General features: G+C 71.1%; 18 protein-coding genes. 6 read left to right on the top strand and 12 right to left on the bottom strand.

Annotated features, from left to right (window positions below; translation table 11 throughout):
* Positions 1-4: 4 nt before the first annotated feature.
* From OG472_RS01005 to OG472_RS00965, 9 genes are all read right to left on the bottom strand, one after another.
* The gene (locus tag OG472_RS01005; protein ID WP_405827051.1) at positions 5-1,150 is read right to left on the bottom strand and encodes an acyl-CoA dehydrogenase family protein; all 1,146 of its coding nucleotides are present in this window, start codon (positions 1,148-1,150) and stop codon (positions 5-7) included.
* A gap of 58 nt (positions 1,151-1,208) precedes the next feature.
* The gene (locus OG472_RS01000) at positions 1,209-1,583 is read right to left on the bottom strand and encodes an ectoine synthase (RefSeq protein WP_030721055.1); all 375 of its coding nucleotides are present in this window, start codon (positions 1,581-1,583) and stop codon (positions 1,209-1,211) included.
* Between the two features lie 75 nt (positions 1,584-1,658).
* On the bottom strand, positions 1,659-2,543 hold the full coding sequence (trpA, locus tag OG472_RS00995) for a tryptophan synthase subunit alpha (RefSeq protein ID WP_405940657.1): 885 nt from the start codon (positions 2,541-2,543) through the stop codon (positions 1,659-1,661).
* Positions 2,536-3,579, bottom strand: a complete 1,044-nt coding sequence (locus OG472_RS00990) for a hypothetical protein (protein WP_405940656.1) — start codon at positions 3,577-3,579, stop codon at positions 2,536-2,538. The genes trpA and OG472_RS00990 overlap by 8 nt, the downstream gene beginning before the upstream one ends.
* Before the next feature lie 45 nt (positions 3,580-3,624).
* Entirely contained in the window at positions 3,625-3,882 is a 258-nt protein-coding gene (locus OG472_RS00985; RefSeq protein ID WP_401611394.1) for a phosphopantetheine-binding protein, read from the bottom strand.
* On the bottom strand, positions 3,879-5,495 hold the full coding sequence (locus tag OG472_RS00980) for an AMP-binding protein (RefSeq protein WP_401611392.1): 1,617 nt from the start codon (positions 5,493-5,495) through the stop codon (positions 3,879-3,881). The genes OG472_RS00985 and OG472_RS00980 overlap by 4 nt, the downstream gene beginning before the upstream one ends.
* Positions 5,492-6,352 carry a MaoC/PaaZ C-terminal domain-containing protein gene (locus tag OG472_RS00975; RefSeq protein ID WP_401611390.1) on the bottom strand — a complete coding sequence of 287 codons (861 nt, stop codon included), beginning with the start codon at positions 6,350-6,352 and terminating at the stop codon, positions 5,492-5,494. Before OG472_RS00975 ends, OG472_RS00980 begins: the two co-directional genes overlap by 4 nt.
* Positions 6,349-7,602: a beta-ketoacyl-[acyl-carrier-protein] synthase family protein gene (locus OG472_RS00970; RefSeq protein WP_401611388.1), complete on the bottom strand. Its 1,254-nt coding sequence runs from the start codon at positions 7,600-7,602 to the stop codon at positions 6,349-6,351. The genes OG472_RS00975 and OG472_RS00970 overlap by 4 nt, the downstream gene beginning before the upstream one ends.
* A gap of 41 nt (positions 7,603-7,643) precedes the next feature.
* Positions 7,644-8,855: an aminotransferase class I/II-fold pyridoxal phosphate-dependent enzyme gene (locus OG472_RS00965; RefSeq protein WP_405827046.1), complete on the bottom strand. Its 1,212-nt coding sequence runs from the start codon at positions 8,853-8,855 to the stop codon at positions 7,644-7,646.
* Between the two features lie 294 nt (positions 8,856-9,149).
* Here OG472_RS00965 and OG472_RS00960 point away from each other — a divergent pair, with 294 nt between their 5' ends.
* A complete protein-coding gene (locus OG472_RS00960) occupies positions 9,150-10,055 on the top strand; it encodes a BTAD domain-containing putative transcriptional regulator (RefSeq protein ID WP_383577043.1) in 906 nt (301 codons plus the stop codon).
* A 196-nt stretch (positions 10,056-10,251) separates the two neighbouring features.
* Here OG472_RS00960 and OG472_RS00955 read toward each other — a convergent pair whose 3' ends face one another.
* Genes OG472_RS00955 through OG472_RS00945 form a run of 3 tightly spaced genes read right to left on the bottom strand, consistent with a single transcriptional unit; the run spans position 10,252 to position 12,253 of the window.
* The gene (locus tag OG472_RS00955) at positions 10,252-11,004 is read right to left on the bottom strand and encodes an SDR family NAD(P)-dependent oxidoreductase (protein ID WP_401611384.1); all 753 of its coding nucleotides are present in this window, start codon (positions 11,002-11,004) and stop codon (positions 10,252-10,254) included.
* Positions 11,001-11,987: a 3-oxoacyl-ACP synthase III family protein gene (locus tag OG472_RS00950; RefSeq protein WP_401611382.1), complete on the bottom strand. Its 987-nt coding sequence runs from the start codon at positions 11,985-11,987 to the stop codon at positions 11,001-11,003. Before OG472_RS00950 ends, OG472_RS00955 begins: the two co-directional genes overlap by 4 nt.
* Positions 11,988-11,998: 11 nt before the next feature.
* The gene (locus OG472_RS00945) at positions 11,999-12,253 is read right to left on the bottom strand and encodes a hypothetical protein (protein WP_030390264.1); all 255 of its coding nucleotides are present in this window, start codon (positions 12,251-12,253) and stop codon (positions 11,999-12,001) included.
* Between the two features lie 206 nt (positions 12,254-12,459).
* Here OG472_RS00945 and OG472_RS00940 point away from each other — a divergent pair, with 206 nt between their 5' ends.
* The 5 genes from OG472_RS00940 (at position 12,460) to OG472_RS00920 (ending at position 17,873) form a co-directional block, all read left to right on the top strand.
* Entirely contained in the window at positions 12,460-13,356 is an 897-nt protein-coding gene (locus OG472_RS00940) for a class I SAM-dependent methyltransferase (RefSeq protein ID WP_319732791.1), read from the top strand.
* Between the two features lie 10 nt (positions 13,357-13,366).
* Entirely contained in the window at positions 13,367-14,929 is a 1,563-nt protein-coding gene (locus tag OG472_RS00935) for a flavin-containing monooxygenase (RefSeq protein ID WP_405940655.1), read from the top strand.
* 13 nt (positions 14,930-14,942) lie between these two features.
* A complete protein-coding gene (locus tag OG472_RS00930; protein ID WP_401611379.1) occupies positions 14,943-16,469 on the top strand; it encodes an FAD-binding protein in 1,527 nt (508 codons plus the stop codon).
* A 97-nt stretch (positions 16,470-16,566) separates the two neighbouring features.
* Entirely contained in the window at positions 16,567-17,040 is a 474-nt protein-coding gene (locus OG472_RS00925) for an SRPBCC family protein (RefSeq protein WP_401611378.1), read from the top strand.
* A complete protein-coding gene (locus OG472_RS00920; protein ID WP_405827044.1) occupies positions 17,037-17,873 on the top strand; it encodes an alpha/beta fold hydrolase in 837 nt (278 codons plus the stop codon). Before OG472_RS00925 ends, OG472_RS00920 begins: the two co-directional genes overlap by 4 nt.
* Positions 17,874-17,900 lie beyond the last annotated feature (27 nt).

The raw sequence follows: 17,900 nt of genomic DNA, 5'->3' as shown, positions 1-17,900 counted from the left end.
CCGCTCACTTGCCCAGTCCCAGCATCGAGGCGATGCGGTTGTACTGGATCTCGTTCGTCCCCGAGTAGATCGTGCCGCCCAGCGCGTTGCGCACGTCCTGCTCCAGGCCGAACTCCGACATGTAGCCGTGGCCGCCGAAGATCTGCACGGCGGTGATGCTGGTGGCCAGATTGCTCTCGCTCGTGACGAGCTTGGCGATGGCCAGGTCCACGGTGACGTTCTCGCCCGCCTCCAGCTTCTCCCCGGTGTCGTAGAGCCACTTGCGGGCGGTCTCCAGCTGGATCTTCGTGTCGACGATCTTGTTGGCGATCGTCTGGTACGAACCGATCGCCTTCCCGAAGGACTTGCGCGTCTTCGCGTAGTCGACACACCGCTCCAGCCGGTGCTGCATCTCGCCCACGTTGACGATGAAGGAGAAGAGGATCTCCCGTTTCATCACGTGGTCCAGGACGAGGAACCCGCCTCCGACCCTGCCGAGCACCGCACTCCTGGGCACCCGCACGTCGTCGAAGAACAGTTCGCTCAGCGGAGAGGTCCGCAAGCCCATCTTCTTGACCGGCTTGCCGGCGCTCACCCCCGGGGTGTTCCGGTCCACCAGGAACGCCGTCGTTCCCAGCGGGCCGCCGTCCGGATGGGTCCGGGCGTAGACCACGATCACGTCCGCGACCGGCCCGTTGCTGACGAAGGCCTTGCTGCCGTTGATGACGAAGTCGTCCCCGTCACGCACGGCCCGGGTCGTCATCGCCATGGCGTCCGAGCCGCCCTCGGCCTCGGTGATGGCGTGGGCGCCGATCGCCTCGCCCGAGCAGATCCGGGGCAGGTAGCGCTCCTTCTGCTCCACGGTGCCGAACTGCTGGATCGGTATTCCGGTGGAGCAGATGGACGTGGTGACCGAGAAGCTCAGGCCCGAGTCGCGGTTGTACTCGCCGAGGCCCTCCAACACGTACATGGTGGTCAGAAGCGACTGCCCGAGGCCTCCGTGGTCCTCGTCGAAGGGCAGCGACAGAATCCCGGTCTTCTGCACGAGCTTCCACTTGTCCTGCGAGAAGGCGGACTGCTCGTCGAGTTCGATGTGGTCTGCGCTGAGTGCGTCTCCCCACCGCTCCAGGCCTTCGCGCAGATCGGCCTGGTCGGCGTTCCAACGGATCACGAGGGACCCCTTTGTGATTCGGCTGACGGTTCCGGACGAGCGGCGCGCGCTGCGCGCCTCAGTAGGCGGAGGAGCTGTGGGCGTCCAGGCTGTGGACCTCGTCGCCGCGCAGGGCCGGCGAGAAGACGCAGACCAGGCGCAGGTCCTCGTGCGGGCTGGCGACGAGGAAGTGCGCGTCGTGCTGGTCGAGGGCGTACATCCGGCCCGGGACGATCTCGTGCGAGGTGCCGTCGAGCTCGATGACCTCGCCGGAGCCCTCGATGCAGTAGCAGGCTTCCAGGTGGTTGACGTACTCCAGGCGGGACTTGGTGCCGGCGAGGACGGTGGTGTCGGTGAGCGAGTAGCCCAGGCCGTCCTCGGCGAGGAGGAAGCGGCGGCTGAGGCCGTTGCCCCACTCGACGGTCTTCACGGACTCGATGTCGCGAACGATCATGGCAGTCTCCCGGTGTGAGGTGGTGCACGGATGGTGCTGTTGAGGGGTGGAGCTCGCTTCCGCTGGTAGGGAAGGTCAGTGCGGGCCTTCGGGCAGGACCGAGCGGACGAAGGTGCGGAAGGTGCCGGTCACATCGAGACCGGCCTCCTGCGCCCGCTCCACGGCCGCCACCGCGGCGGAGCCGATGATCGCGGCGTCGGCGCCGGACGCGCCGACGGCTTCCACGTCCTGCCGTGTGCTGACCCCGAAGCCGACGGCGATCGGGGACGTCGTGTGCGCCCGCAAGTCCGTGACGGTCTGCGCCAGCGCGGCATGTCCGGCCGCCGGTGCGGTCCCGCTGCGCCCGTAGTGGGCGACGAGATACAGGTAGGCACCCGCCTGGGCGGCGGCCTGGGCCCGAACCTCCGCCGGGCTGCTGGCGTAGCAGGTGGTGACCACCGGCAGCCCGGCCGCCCGGGCCGATTCCAGGTGCTCCTCGCGCAGCCGCGGGGGCAGCGCGTGCAGCAGGAGTCCGTCCGCGCCCGCCGAGGCGATCTCACCGGTGGTGGCCGCGAGGTCCCGGTGCTTCAGCGAGTGGCTCCAGTCGGCGAGCAGGGCGATCCGCAGGTGCGCCAGGTGGGGCCGTACGCCGGCGATGAAGGCGAGTACGTCGTCCAGGTCGGCGCCGCCTGCCTCCAGTGCCCGGCGGGCCGAGCGCCGTACGACGGGGCCGTCGGTGACCGAGTCGGGGAACGGGACGGCCAACTCCAGGCAGTCCGCCCCCTCCTGATCGAGCATCAGGACCAGGTCGTGCAGCACGGGCAGCGGCGGGTCGCCCGCGTTGAGGAACAGGGCCAGCCCGGGCGGCCCGCCCGGGGCGCGGCCGGTGAAGAACGGGGCGGGCGCGGGGTACGCGGCGGGGTGCGGCCGAGCCGCGCGGGCGGCAGCGGCTGTCGTTGCCGCGGGGGCGGTGCTAGGCACGGGCCACCGCCGGTGTGCGCGGCGCCGGTGCTCCCGCCAGGCGCCGTGCGAGGTCGTGGGCCTCGCCGGAGCGGACCGCGCCCTCGGCGAGGGCGACCGCGGAGGGCCAGTCCCGGCGGACGCCGGAGGCCACCACCAGGGCGGCCGCGCCCAGGCAGACCGTGTGGGTGGCCACCCGGCCGGCCGTGCCGGCCAGGACGGACAGGAAGTGGCCGACGGCCGCGCCGGGGTCGGGAGCCGGCCGCAGGTCCGCGAAGGAGCCGTCGCCCGGGGTGAGTTCGCCCGGCCGGATGACCCGGGTCAGCACGTGCTGCCCGTGGACGGTGTTGGTGGCGAAGGGCAGCAGCTCGTCCGCGCCGGTGTCGTTCGCGGTCAGCCAGATCCGGCGGGTCGTCGTGGTCGCGGCGAGCTGGCGCAGGGTGTCCAGGGGGGCTGCCGACGAGACCCCGGTGACCTGGGCGGCCACGGGCAGGTCGGCGAGGAAGGGGCCCAGCGCGTTCAGGAACCGCCCGAAGGGCTTCATCGGGTACGGGGCCACCGTCCGGGCCAGCCGGGTCAGCTGCGCCGGGTAGACGAAGGGTCCGGCGAAGGCGATCCCGTGGGCGGCGAGGGTGTCCTCGGTCTGGGCGTAGGAGGAGGTGAGAGGGACACCGAGCCGTTCCAGCAGGTCGACGGAGCCCAGCGAGCTGGTGTAGGCCCTGGACCCGGTCTTGACGACCTTGACCCCCGCGGCCGCGGCGACGAAGGCGGAGGCGGTGGAGATGTTGAAGGTCCTGGGCCCGCCGCCGGTGCCGACGACGTTGACGGTGCCCTCCCAGGGGGTGGTCGCCGTCGTGGGCGGCCGGCGCTCGGCGAGGGAGTCCAGCAGGTGGCGCAGGGTCTGGTGGTCCGGGAGCCGGCTGGTCAGGGAGGCCAGCAGGGCGAGGACCTCGCTCTTGTCTGGCCGGCCGTCGCCGAGCTGGTCCCACCAGGACCGCCAGGTCTCCCGGCCGACCGGGGCCCGCTGCTCCAGCAGGCCGGTGAGTGCGTCGTGCACGGTCGCTCTCCGTCCAGTCTTTCGTCGGGGTGGTGGTGGGTGGTTCTAGGCGGCCGCCGTGCGGCGGGCCTCCGTGATGAAGGTGTCGATCGCCTCGACGCTGCGGAAGTTGTTGGGGTCCAGGTCGGCGTCGCCGACGGCGAGCTCGAAGCGGTCCTCGACCCAGGCGATCAGCTTCAGGACGCCCAGGCTGTCGATGACCCCGTCGTTGAGCAGGTCGTGGTCGACGGCGAGTTCGGCGGCCGCGGTGCCCGGGAGGAACTCGGTGATGACGAAGTTCTTGATGGTGTCGATGTTGCTCATGACGGGATTCCTTCGGCGAGAGGTGTGGCGACGGGTGTCGTGGCAGGTGCGGGCGTGGCAGGTGCGGGCGTGGCCGTGGGGGAGCCGGCCCGGTCGGGCTGGTCGAGCCGGTCGAGTGCCTTGCGGTCGACCTTTCCGGTGGCGGTCTTGGGCAGCGGGGTGTCGGTCACGGTGAGCTGGTGGGGGACCGCGGCCCTGGGCAGGTGCCGGGCGCAGTGCGTGCGCAGTTGCAGGCCGGTCAGCGCGGAGCCGGGGGCGCGGTGGACGGCGGCGACGAGCCGCTTGCCGGCGATCGGGTCGGGCAGGGCCGCGACGCCCGCCTCCAGTACGTCGGGGTGTTCCTGCAGGACCCGTTCGATCTCGGCCGTGTTGACGGCGACCCCGCGGACCTTGACCTGGAAGTCGGTGCGTCCGCTCAGGTGCAGGGTGCCGGCCGCGTCGCGCCGTACGAGGTCGCCGGTGCGAAACCAGCGCCTGTCGTCCAGGCCCAGCGGGTGGGCGGTGAACTTGTCGGCGTGCCGGGTCCGGTCGAGGTAGCCGCGGCTCTGGAAGGGCGTGGAGACGAACAGCTCTCCGCTGCCCGGCCCTTCGACGAGGGTGTGGGTGTCGGGGTCCAGGACCAGGGCCGCCACGCCCGGCAGCGGCCGGCCGATGGGGACGGGCGGGAACGCGGTCGCCGAGGTGTCGACCTCGTGGACGAAGCTGTCGTTGGTCTCCGTACAGCCGTAGATGTTGTGGATGCGGGCCTTGGGGAAGAGGGAGGGCAGGGCGGCGAAGGTGCGGTCGGGGATGGCGTCGCCGGTGAACATGACGTGCTCGACGCCGGGGAAGGTGTCGCCGGTCTTGTCGGCCGCGTCCTGGAGGAGCCCGAAGGCCATCGGGACGGCCTGCACGACCTGGACGTCGTGGCGCAGGACCACATCGCGCAGGTGGCGTCCGTGGGCGGCCAGCGCCGGGTCGACCAGGACCACGCGCCCGCCGCGGGCCAGGGTGGTCCACACGTCCAGCAGGCACAGGTCGAAGTTGAGGGGGGCGTAGTTCAAGACGGTGCGGTCGGGCCCGATCCCGAAGGCGTTGCCCGCCCAGCGGGTGAAGCGGTCCACCGCGTCCAGGCTCAGCGGGACGATCTTCGGCAGGCTGGTGGAGCCGGAGGTGGTGAGCATGAAGGCCACGTCCGCGGCCTCGTCGGCCGGCAGCGGCTGGGCCGCCACGTCCGGGTTGGGCGCGACCCGGGCCGCCCGGCCGCCGGGCGCCAGCACACGGGCGCAGCCGGCCTGGGCGAAGAGATCGGCCAGGAGCGTGTCGGCGAGGGCCGGAGACGGCAGCAGCAGCGGCCGGCGGGCCAGCAGGCAGCCCAGGACGAGGGCCACGGCGGCGGGGGACTTGTCGGCCAGGACACCGACCGGCACGCCCGGGGCCAGCTCCAGCAGCGCGAGGCGGTCGCGTTCGCGGCCGGCGAGCTCGTACAGCTCGCGGTAGCTGGTCTCCTCGCCGTTGAAGACGAGGGCGGTGGCGTGCGGGCGGTCGCGGACCTGGGTCAGGAACCCTCCCAGGAGACCGAGTTCGACATGCACGGCGGCCGGCAGGGCCGGCAGGGCCGGGGTGGTCGTCATGGCTGCTCTTCTCCTTCCTGCGGCGCCGCCGGCCGGGCGAGCTCGATCCAGCCCGACTTCACGGCCGCGCCCCGGGGCGTCTTGCAGGTGAAGCGGACGACGCGCGCCTCGGCGTCGGGCTGCAGGAGGATCTCCAGCCCGATCCCGGGGGGCACCGGGGCCGAGAAACGGCAGCCCAGACCGCGCACCCGGGCGCTGTCACCGTCCGCGAAGCGGTCCACGGCCTCCTCCACGGCGAGGGCGACCACGCTCATGCCGTGCGCGATGACGGTGTCGAAACCGGCCCCGCGGGCCGCCTGCTCGTCGAGGTGGATGGGGTTCAGATCGCCGGACGCGTGGGCGTACGTACTGATCCAGTCGGTGGTCAGCTCGTGCACCGCGCTCTGCGCCTCGCCCGCCCCGAGCCCGGTGGGGGCGGCGGGGCCGCCCGCGATGTCGCCGAACGGCTCCAGCAGGGTCGCGCCCACCAGCAGGGCGGAGATGACCAGTTCCGCGAAGGGCTCCGGGCCGTCCTCGCCGATGAGGCGGACCCGCAGCGCGATCCGGGCGCCGCGGGGCTCCTTGCGTATGCCGAGCACGTCCAGGCGTACGGTCACCTCCTCTCCGGGCCGGACCGGCCGCACGGTGCGGATGTCCTGGCCGAGGTGGACCACCGAGACCGGGCCGGGCTCGGCGGCGGTCAGCTCGGCGACGGTCTGCTCGGCCACCGTGTGGGCCAGGACGAAGGCGTGCACGGGCGAGGCCTGGCCGGGCCGGGCGGTGGGCAGCCCCCGCCGGGCGGCGCCGCGGTAGTCGGTGATCTCGCCTTCGGTGACGGTCAGCGTGCGGACGGGGGAGGGCAGCGACAGCAGTGTCATACCGGCGTCACCACCACGGAGGAGTTGTGGCCGCCGAACCCGAAGGAGTTCGTGATCGCGGGCCCCGAGCGCACGGCACGGGGTGTGCCGTGGACGACGTCGATGTCCATTCCTGGCTCCAGCTGTTCGTGGTTGGCGGTGGGCGGTACCTCGCAGTGCCGCATGGCCTGCACGGTGGCGATGAGTTCGACGGCGCCGGCGGCGCCGATGAGGTGGCCGATGACCGACTTGGGGGCGGTGACGGGCGGCTGGGCGCTGCCGAACACCTTCCGCAGGGCCGCGGCCTCGGACCGGTCGTTGTGCGGGGTCGAGGTGCCGTGCGCGTTGACGTGCACGATGTCGCCCGGGTCGAGGCCGGCGTCGGCGATGGCGCCCTCCATGGCGGCCGCGGCTCCCGCGCCGTCGGGCAGCGGCATCGCCAGGTGGTGGGCGTCGGCGGTGGCGGCGTACCCGGCGACCAGCCCGTACGTCCTGGCCCCGCGCGCCCGCGCGTCCTGCAGCCGTTCCAGGACGACGAACCCGGCGCCCTCGCCCATCACGAAGCCGTCGCGATCCTTGTCGAAGGGGCGCGAGGCGTGCTCCGGGTCGTCGTTGCGGAAGGAGACCGCGTTGAGGTTGCCGAAGCCGGCCAGGGTGACCGGGGTGAGCGTGTGCTCGGCGCCCCCGGCGATGACGAGGTCGGCGCGGCCGGTCTGCAGCAGCATCAGGGCGTGGCCGATGGCGTCGGCACCGCTGGCGCAGGTGTTGGCCACGGTGAGGGCGGGGCCGGTCCAGCCGAGCCGGATGGCGATGTGGGCTGCGGCCGCGTTGGGCATCGTCATCAGCGGCATCAGCGGATTGACCCGGGCCGGGCCTCCTGAAGTGAAGTGGGCGGACTCCAGGTCGCTGGTGGCCCGGCCGCCGACGGCGTTGCCCACCACGATGGCGGTGCGGCCCGCCTCGGCGGTGGGAGAACCCGCATCGCGGTGCGCGGCGAGCGCCGCGGCCGTGCCGTAGTGGGCGAAGGGGTCCATCCGGCGGGCCTCCTTGGCCGGGACCAGCCCGGCCAGGCCCTCGAGGCCGCGGACCCGGCAGCCGATCCTGACCCGGTGGCGGCCGAGGTCGAAGTGGGTGAGCTCGGCGGCGGTGGACCGGCCGGCCCACAGCGTGTCCCACAGCTCGTCCGGGGTGCACCCGCCGGGGGTGACCACACCCATGCCGGTGATGGCGACGGGCGCAAGCGCCGAACTGCCCCTGGACGGTCCAGGCATGTCTGCTCCCTAAGGCGTGTGAACGGTCGTCGTGAGGGCGGTCAGATGATGCGGCACTCGCGCGCCGACTTGATGAAGGCCTCGGCGGCGAAGTCGATGTCGGCCTTGGTGTGGGCCGCGGTGATGGCGATCCGCAGCCGGGCCAGGTCGTTGGGGACGGCCGGGGTGACCACCGGCAGGCCGATGACACCGTTCTTGCGGGCGACGGTCGCCAGGTCGTAGGCGGCCTCGTCGGAGCCGGCGATCACGGGGACGACGGCGGTCTCGCTGTCGACAGTGCTGATGCCGGCCTCGTTGAGGGTGTCGCGGAAGCGCTTCGACTGCTCCTGGATGAACTCCACCCGCCACGGCTCGCGCTGCAGGATCCGCAGGGACTCCAGGGCGGCGCCGGTCTGGGCTCCGCCGAGGGCCGCGGAGAAGAGGAAGGGGCGGGCCGCGTAGCGCAGGTGGTGGATGAACTCGGCGGAGCCGGCGACCCAGCCGCCCATGGAGGGGATGGCCTTGGACAGGGTGCCGAGCTTGACGTCGACCTTCACCTCGTAGTCGAAGTGCTCCTCGATGCCCTTGCCGGTGGCACCGATGACACCGAGCGCGTGGGCCTCGTCGACCATCAGCAGCGCGTTGTGGGCGTCGCAGACCTTGCGCAGGTCGACCAGGGGGGCGATGTCGCCGTCCATGGAGTACACGCTGTCGACGATGACCAGCCGCACACCGGTGTCGGGGGCGGCGGCCAGCCGGCGCTCCAGGTGCGCGACGTCGTTGTGGCGGAAGCGGACGACCTTGGCGCCGGAGAGCTTGCAGCCGTCGACGATGCTGGCGTGGTCGTACTTGTCGATGAAGACGGTGTCGCCGGGTCCGACGATCGCGCCGACGGTGCCGGTGTTCGCGGCGTAGCCGGAGCCGAAGACCAGGGCCTTCTCGCGGCCGGCGACCTTGGCGACCTCGGCCTCCAGCTCCTCGTGCAGCGGGGTCGTGCCGGCCAGGGCCCGCACTCCGTGGTTGCCGGTGCCGTAGCGGTCGACGGCGGCCTTGGCGGCCGCGACGACACGCTCGTCGCCGGCGAGGCCGAGGTAGGAGTAGCCGGACATCATCAGCAGCCGGCGGCCGTCCTGGTCCGCGTACGCCGAATCCCGCTCGACGGTGTAGGCGACGAAGCTGTTCTTGCGGTTGGGCTCGTACTCCAAAGACCGGACCCGGTCGCGGAAGTAGGCCAGCTTCGGCTCGAGTCGGCTCCAGGCGGCGGATGCGTTCACGTGCTTCTCCTCGTCGCGATCGTCCGGCGGACCCGGAACTCCATCGGCGCTCTGCCGTTCTTCCGGCGGGGCTCTAGTGGAATTCCATTAAGACTCGGGGGGCGCAATAGCGGCGCAAGAGGAAGGCCATGGCCGCACTCGAAAAGAGAACGACAATGCCCGGACCTCGGCTTTCATTCGCGAAGGAATGTTTTGACGGCCGCTGTTGACATGCGGAGACGACCCGCCGGTATCCTCTGAAACGCACGAGCTAGGGGGACACGGCCGGAAGCCGACCGTTTCGGAGAGTGCATAGTGCTGATCAGACTCATAGGTCTTGTCACGATCGAGCCGGACGGAGCAGCGCCGCAACACCTGTCGAGCGCCCAGGCACAGGTGGCCTTCGCCCGCCTGCTCCTCGAGCGGACCGGCGGGACCGACCGTGACCAACTGGCCGAGACCATATGGCCCGAAGGGCTGCCCGACACCTGGGCCTCCGCCCTGCGCAGCCTCGTCAGCCGCGTCCGCACATTCGTCACCACACCGCAGGACCAGCCGGGAGTGACCCCGCTGGTCGCCCAGGGCGGCCGGTACCTCCTGCGGCTGCCCCAGGACGCGGCCGTGGACGTGGAATGCGCCGAAACCGCCGTCACCGAGGCCGCCGAGGCGTACGCGGAGGGCGCCTACGCCGTGGCACAGCAACTCGCCGCCGGCGCCGTCTCCAACCTGCGCGGCTCGTTCCTGCCCTCACACGAAGGCGAATGGGTCAACGCGATGCGCGAACAGCTCGAAGAGCTGCGCCTTAAGGCACTGGAGACCGCGAGCCTGTCCTCGTCCGCCCTGGGCGACGAGCACCACGCCCTGCGCTACGCGGAAGAGGCGGTCCGCCGGGCGCCCTTCAGGGAAAGCGCCTACCGCTGCCGGATGGCGGCCCACACCCGGGCCGGCAACCGGGCCGAGGCACTGCGCAGCTACCAGCAGCTGCGCGAGGTACTGGCGGAGGAACTGGGGATCGATCCGGCACCCGAGACCGAAGCGGCCTACCTGGAACTGCTGCGCACACCGGAACCCCGCTCGTTCGCCCCGCGCTCCGCACCCCGCCTGGACCCGCTGCTGATGGGCGTCTTCGAGATCGACCACCGCGCCTCGGCCCCCCGCCCCTGCTCCCTGGCCGACCACGGCTGCGTCACCCACCCCGTCACCTCCTTCCCCGCCGCCTGACCCCCGCACACGCCGAAGGCCGCCGCGAACTCCGCGGCGGCCTTCGCCCTGTCCAAGGCCAGACCGGCCCCCCGCACCCCCGCCCCCGCCGCACCGGGTGCGCCCGTCCGGGCGGCGGCCCCGCCCAGGGCACGGCGAGCGGCCCCGGCCTCCCCTGGGGGTGGGAGGCCGGGGCCGGGGGAGGGGAAGGCAGGGGTCAGGTGATGGACACGCCACTGTCGATGCTGATGACCTGGCCCGTCATGCAGTCCTGCTCAAGGAAGAGGCGGGCGCTGCGGGCGACCTCCTCGACCGTGACGAACCGGGGAATGGGAGCCTTGCCCTCCATGCCCTCGATGACCCGGTCGGGCAGGGTGTTCGTCATACCCGTGATCATGAACCCGGGGGACAGCGCGTTCACCGTCACCCCGCGCCGGCCGCACTCGGACGCGAGCGTACGGGTGAAGCCGATCAGACCCGCCTTGGACGCCGAGTACGCCGTCTGGCCGGCCGTCGCGATGATGCCCGACGGGGACACGATGTTGACCACCCGGCCCCACCGCTGGCGCAGCATGTGCGGCACCGACACCCGCGCGGTGTGGAACGACCCGATCAGGTTGGTCTGGATGACCTGCGCCCAGTCCGCCGGGTTCTGCATCGCCATCAGGCTGTCCTTGCGGATCGCCCCGTTGTTGACCAGGACGTCCACCGGGCCGAGCTCGGCGGAAATCCGCTCGTGGAGGGCCTGCGTGGCCTCCCACGAACCGACGTCCCCGGTGACCAGCACCGACGGATTCACCAGCTTCTCCCGGACGGCCTCGGCCGCCTCGCGGGCACTGTTGTAGTGGACCGCGACCCGGCAGCCCAGCGCGTCGAGTTCGAGCGCCAGGGCCTGGCCGAGGCCGCCCGAGGCACCGGTCACCAGCGCGACCGGGGACTCGGGCCGCGCTCCCGCACCGTTCTTGCTCATGCCGCGACACCGCCCCACTCCATCAGGATCGAACCCCAGGTCATGCCGGCCCCGAAGCCGGCCAGCAAGACCTTGTCACCGGCCTTGATACGGCCCTCCTCCAAAGCCTCGGTCAGCGCGATCGGGATCGACGCCGAAGCCGTGTTGCCGTACTTCTGGAGGTTGGTGATCAGGGCCTCCGGGCGCAGGCCGGTGTGCGACAGGATCGAGTTGATGATCCGGATGTTGGCCTGGTGCGGAACGACATGGTCCACATCGGCCGCGTCCACCTTGGCGCTCTCCAGCGTCTCGCGCACCGTACGGACGGTGTAGCGGACGGCGTTGAGGTAGATCTCGTTGCCGTTGATCTGCGCGTAGTGCAGGCCCGCGTCCAGCGTCTCCTGGGTGGTCGGCATCCGGCTGCCGCCCGCCAGCACCTTGAGCGAGCCGGTGCAGGCACCGTCGGCGCCCAGGTTCCACGCCTTGACCCGGTTCTCCGCACCCGGCTGCAGGACGACCGCCCCCGCACCGTCGCCGACGAGGATGGACAGGTCACGGTCGGCCGGGTTGGCCGTCAGGGTGTGGGTGTCCGAGCCGATCAGCAGGATCGGCCGGGGATCGATGGCGATCAGCGCCATCGCGGACACCAGCCCGTAGACGAACCCCGCACACTCGGAATTGACGTCGTGCGCGCTCCCCGAGATCCCCAGTTCGTGGTGGACGAACGCGGACGTCGCCGGGGACGGCTGCTCGGGCGTGGCGGTCGCGACGATCAGGTGGGCGATGTCGGCGCCGGTCAGCCCGGCCTTCTCCAGCGCACGCCGGCCGGCCTCGACGGCCAGGGAGGCGGTGGTCTGCCCCGGGTCGACCGCCCGCCGCTCGCGGATCCCGCAGCGGCTGACCACCCAGTGCTCGTCCACGCCGAAACGCGCCGCGAGTTCGGCACTGGTGACGATGCGTTCGGGTACGGACATGCCCCACCCGGTGATGTCGAAGCCGGTCACGTCACCCCCCGCTACGCCTGAGCCGGGACGAGGTCGACGATCTTCGCGTAGACGTCACGCAGCGTCGTCGTGTCGTCCAGGTCCGCGAAGAGGGACTCGTCGGCCGGAATGTGCGGGTACTGGTTCTGGAATCCGTACAGCCACTCCATCAGGTCCAGCGAGTCGACGTCCGCAATGTGCTGGAGCGGGGCGTCGGGGCTGACCTCCGCGGCACCCGAGACGGCCTCGAGCTGGCTCGCCAGTTCTTCGATGGTGGGCAGCGACATGGGGTCGGTCCTCTCTCGGCAATGCAACTCGGCAGTGCGTGTCTGGTTTTCGAGAGCGATAAAAGCCCCGCCCCCGCAAGGAAGGCGCAACACCGCCCCCGATCCTCATTCCCGGCCTTCTTGCGCACACCTTGCGGGGCATCGGGTTTTCTCGGTCGCGAATTCGGAAAACACGGCCCGCCGGACACGCAGGAAAGAGGATCAGGATGACAACGGTCGCCCCCAAGTCGGTGGACCCCGAGGTCGATGCGATCAGGCACCACTACGAGGTCAGCAACGATTTCTACCGGCTCCTGCTGGGCCCCACGATGATGTACTCGGGCGGCTACTGGGAGGACGGCGAGGACCTGGTCGCCACCCTGGACGAGGCGCAGGAACGCAAGCTCGACAAGTTCGCCGAGCTCGCGAACGTCGCGGCCGGCGGCGCCAAGCGCGTCCTGGACATCGGCTGCGGCTGGGGCACCATGCTCAACCGCCTCACCACCGTGCACGGCGCCGAGCAGGCCGTCGGCCTGACCCTGTCCCGCACCCAGGAGGCCTTCATCGACGGCCTCGGCAACCCGCGGATCACCACGCTGGTCCAGAGCTGGGCGGACTACAAGGTCGCGGACGACAGCGAGAAGTACGACGCCGCGTTCTGCATCAACGCCCTGGAGCACTTCGTCTCCTCCAACCTGCCGCCCAAGGAGCGCACCAAGCGCTACCGGTACTTCTTCCAGCAGGTCGCGAACGCCCTCAACCCGGGCGCCAAGTTCGTACTGCACACCATGACCGCCGAGGCGCTGCCGATGAACCGCGCCCTCCTCGACGACCTGAAGTTCCTCCAGCGCTCCGAGTTCGAGGGCTGCCACATCCCCCACCTGAGCGAGCTGTCCGCCGCCGCCGAGGGCCTCTTCGAGATCGACGAGATCGTCAACGAGCGCGAGTCCTTCGCGATGGCCTGCCGCGCCTGGCTGGTCCTGCTGGCCGAACGCCGGGACGAGGCCGTGGCCCTGGAGGGCGAAGAGGTCGTCTCCCGCTTCGAGCGCTACCTCGACATCTTCGCGTACACGCTCGAGGACAAGTTCTTCAACAACTTCCGCGTCACCATCACGCGCCGCTGAGGAGGCCGACGTGACGAGCATTCTTGAACCGGCCAAGGACGGCGGGGCACACACGGGCACCGAGACGCATCCCGGTGGCGGCGGACCGACCCGGCACCTGCGGGTCGCGGTCATCGGCACCGGCTTCTCGGGCCTGGGCACCGCCATCCGACTGCTGCAGTCGGGCATCGACGACTTCCTGGTGTTCGAGCGGGCCGACGAGGTCGGCGGCACCTGGCGCGACAACAGCTATCCGGGTTGTGCGTGCGACGTCATGTCCCACCTCTACTCGTTCTCCTTCGCCCGCAACCCGAACTGGAAGTCCACGTTCGCCTCCCGCGACGAGCTGTACGCCTACCTGCGCGACACGGCCGACCGCTTCGGCGTACGCCCCCACATCCGGTTCGGGCACGAACTGCAGGCCGCCCGCTGGGACGAGGACGAGCGGCACTGGAACATCGAGACCTCACAGGGCCGCTACACCGCCCAGTTCCTGGTCACCGGCACCGGCTACCTCAGCGAGGCCGCCGTACCGGACATCAAGGGGCTTGACGACTTCGAGGGCAGGATCTTCCACTCCTCGGACTGGGACCACGACCACGACCTGGCCGGCCGCCGCGTCGCCGTCATCGGCACCGGCGCCTCCGCCATCCAGTTCGTCCCCAAGATCCAGCCCGAGGTCGGCCAGCTGGACCTCTACCAGCGCACACCCCCGTGGATCGGCCCCAAGCCCGACAAGGCCAACAGCGAGCTGCACACCAGGCTGCTCCGCTCACTGCCCGGATACCAGCAGTTCCGGCGGGGCTTCAACATGTGGGGCCGCGAGATCCTGGCCTTCTTCTGGAAGCGCCCCAAGCTCGCCGAGAAGGTCCAGAAGATGGCGAGCGACCACCTGAAGAAGTCGGTCCCCGACGAGGCGCTGCGCGCCAAGCTGACGCCCGACTACCTGGTGGCGTGCAAGCGCCTGCTGTTCTCCAACACCTGGTACCCGGCGATCCAGCAGCCCAACGTGGAGATCGTCACCGACGGCATCGCCGAGATCCGCCCCAAGTCGATCGTCGGCAGCGACGGTGTGGAGCGCGAGGTCGACACCATCATCCTCGGCACCGGCTTCCAGGCCACCGACCGCCCCGTCGCCCGCCGGATCTGGGGCAAGGGCGGCCTCCAGCTGCGCGAGGCCTGGAAGGACGGCATGGCCGCCCACCGCGGCACCACCATCGCCGGCTTCCCGAACCTCTTCATGCTCCTGGGCCCGAACACCGCCCTGGGCCACTCCTCGCAGACCGTGATGATCGAGGCGCAGGTCCAGTACGTCGTCGACTCCCTGAAGCAGGCGCACCAGCGCGGCCTGGCCAGCATCGAGGTCCGCCAGGAGGCGCAGGACGCCTACAACCGCAAACTCGACCGGCACCTCGAGGGCACCGTCTGGATGTCGGGCGGCTGCAAGAGCTGGTACCTCGACGCAAACGGCCGCAACACCACGGTCTTCCCGACCTACACCTGGCGCTTCCGCCGCGGGACCAAGCGCCTCGACCTGAGCGAGTACCAGCTCGCTTCCCGGGTGCGCAGCACCAAGCCGGTACCTCACCAGTAGGAGACGTACGAAGATGAGCAGCACCCACAGAACCGCCGCGGGCACCGCCGCCGAGCCGTCCCGCCGCCGGGTCCTCGGCGGCATCGCGACCACGGCCGTCGCCGTCGTCGGCTGGAACGCCGTGTCCCAGACCTGGGCGACGGCCGCCGAGGCCGCCGGCAACTCCGACGTCGTCCCCGTGCCGGGACTGGCCGGGACCCTGGAGACGACCCCGGGCGTGGTCGACGCCTTCGCCAACGACTTCGGTCACCTCTTCGACGGCGCCCCGAGCAAGCCGTGGGCGGTGCTGCGCCCCGGCGGCATCAACGACATCGTCAAGATCGTCGACTACGCCCGCACCAACAACATCAAGGTCGCCGTCAACGGCCAGGGCGGCACCGGCAACGACATCGAGTCCCACTCGGTCTACGGCCAGGCGCGCGTCCCCGGCGGCATCTCCATCGACGCCAAGGGCATGTCGAAGATCATCTCGATCGGCAGCGACACCGCCGTCGTCGAAGCCGGGGTGACGTGGGGTCAGCTGACCGACGCCGCCCTCCAGGCGGGCAAGACCCCGCCGGCCCTCCCCGACTACCTCTACATCTCCGTCGGCGGCACCATCAGCATCGGCGGCATCGGCGGCACCGTGCAGAAGTACGGCCTGCTGTGCGACACGATCCAGTCGATCGACATCATCACCGGCGACGGCAAGCTCGTCACCGCCAACGCCTCCCAGCGCCCGGAACTGTTCAACGCGGCCCTCTCCGGCGGCGGCCAGGTCGGCATCATCGTCCGGGCCACCGTCAAACTGATCCCCGCGCCCAAGCGGGCCGTCATCTTCAGCCTCTTCTACAGCACGGTCGAGCAGTACCTCGCCGACTCGGAGAAGGTGCTGGCCGACGGCCGGTTCCAGGTCCACGCCGGCGAGATGCTCCGCACCCCGGACAACTCCGGCTGGCGCTACAAGCTGGAGGTCGGCGCCACCTACAACACGACGCCGCCCAACCGCACCAGGCTGCTGTGCGACCTCAAGGACGTCCGCGCGGACGCGGTCATCGAGGACGTGTCCTTCCGGGACTACATGTTCCGCCTCGACGCCTACGAGGCGTACCTGAAGGAGGGCGGCCACTGGTACACGCCCAAGCCGTGGCTGAGCATGTTCCTGCCCGCCTCGAAGACCAAGGCGTTCATGAAGCTCGTCGAGCAGGAGCTGGACGCGAACTCCCTCGGCGGCGGATTCCTGCTCTTCTACCCCTTCTACACCTCGAAGATCAAGCGGCCGCTGGCGATGATGCCCAACGAGTCCGTGGTCTACCTCTTCGACCTGCTGCGCTTCCCCAACCCGGGTGAGCCGAACATCCAGGGCATGATCGACCAGAACCGCCGCCTGTACGACATCGCGGTGGCCAGCGGCGCCAAGCGCTACCTGGTGGGCTCGATCCCGATGACGGGCGCCGACTGGCAAAAGCACTTCGGCAACCGCTGGACCGGCTTCGTCAACGCCAAGCGGAGGTTCGACCCCAACAACATCTTCACGCCCGGCCAGGGCTTCTTCGCCTGACGGCAGACCGGCCGGCTGTGGAGTCCCGGCGGTGGGGGCGGGGGAGCACGACAACCCCGCCCCCACCGCCTTTCCCGTACCGAGTGGAGGCCCTGAGATGAGCACGTACGACCTGATCGACGAGGCGGTGATCGACGCCCCGGCGGATACCGTCTGGGACGCGCTCGTCGCCGAATTCCGCGGCGCGAAGAAGTGGTGGGTCCCGCACAACACGTTCACCGCCGTCTCCGGCGCCCCCGACGAGGTCGGCGGCACGGTGGACGTGGTCGTGCACACCAAAGGCGTCGACAAGGGCGGACTGAAGCTGCGCTTCACCTCCCGCACGGTGGCCGTGGAGCCCGGCCGCCGCCTGGACATCGAGTACGTCGACGGCGTCTTCCGCGGCCCGGGCACCTTCCTCCTCGAACCGCTGCCCGGCGGACGCACCCGCGTCTCGATGCACTTCGCCGGCAGCCCGCACGGCTGGCTCAAGGCCCTGGCCAAGGTCGCGGACCTGGGCGCCGAACACTCCAAGGCCACCCTCGCCGCGTTCGCCTCGCTGGACCGGCAGCTGTCGGCGGCCCCCCGGTGACCGCCGCCCCGCAGGCCACCAGCGAACTGACGGTCCACACCGACGACGGCGCCGAGCTGGCGGTGACCGTACTGGCCCCCCTGAACGGGGCACCCCCCGCCGCCGACGTGGTCCTGCTGCACGGCTGGGCCCACACCCGCCGCGCCTGGGGCACCGTCGCCGACCGGCTGATCCGCGCCGGACACCGCGTCGTGCTGTACGACCAGCGCGGCCACGGCGCCTCCACCCTCGGCCGCACCCCGGTCTCGGTGGAGCGCCTGAGCGCGGACCTCGCGGCGGTCCTGGGCGAGACCGACGCCCGCGAGGCGGTGCTCGTCGGCCACTCCGGCGGCGGGTTCGCCGCCCTCTCCTACGCCGCCACCTCGCCCTCGGCGGGCCGGCTGCGCGGCCTGGTGCTGCTGGGCACGGCGGCCCACGGCCAGGACACCCCCGACAGCGAGGTGAAGATGATGGGCAGCGAGGTCTTCTCCCGGGCCCTGCGCCGGCCCTGGCTGGGCGGCAGACTGCTCGGCTCCACCATGGGCAAGGGCGTGGACCGAGTCGTGCGCGACGTGAACCGGCAGATGTTCGCCGCCACCACACCGCGCGTGCGGGCGGACTTCTTCCGCTGCACCCGCGGCTGGGACGTCCGCGAGGCACTGAAGGCGGTCACCACCCCCGCCGTCGTCCTGCACGGCGACGGCGACAAGGTGATCGACATCGCGCTGGCCGAGACCCTCGCCGAGGTCCTGCCCGGCGCCCGCTTCGAAACGGTCCCCGGCGCGGGCCACATGCTCGCGCTGGAGCGTCCGCTCCTCGCGGTCGCGGCCGTCACCGAGCTCGCCTCACGATGATCGAGGAACTCCTCCCCCCGGGCGTCA

This window comes from Streptomyces sp. NBC_00207, assembly GCF_045160965.1.
Taxonomy (GTDB): Bacteria; Actinomycetota; Actinomycetes; order Streptomycetales; family Streptomycetaceae; genus Streptomyces.
The sequence above is the reverse complement of the archived record's forward strand: the minus strand, read 5'-3'. Positions and strand labels throughout refer to the sequence as shown.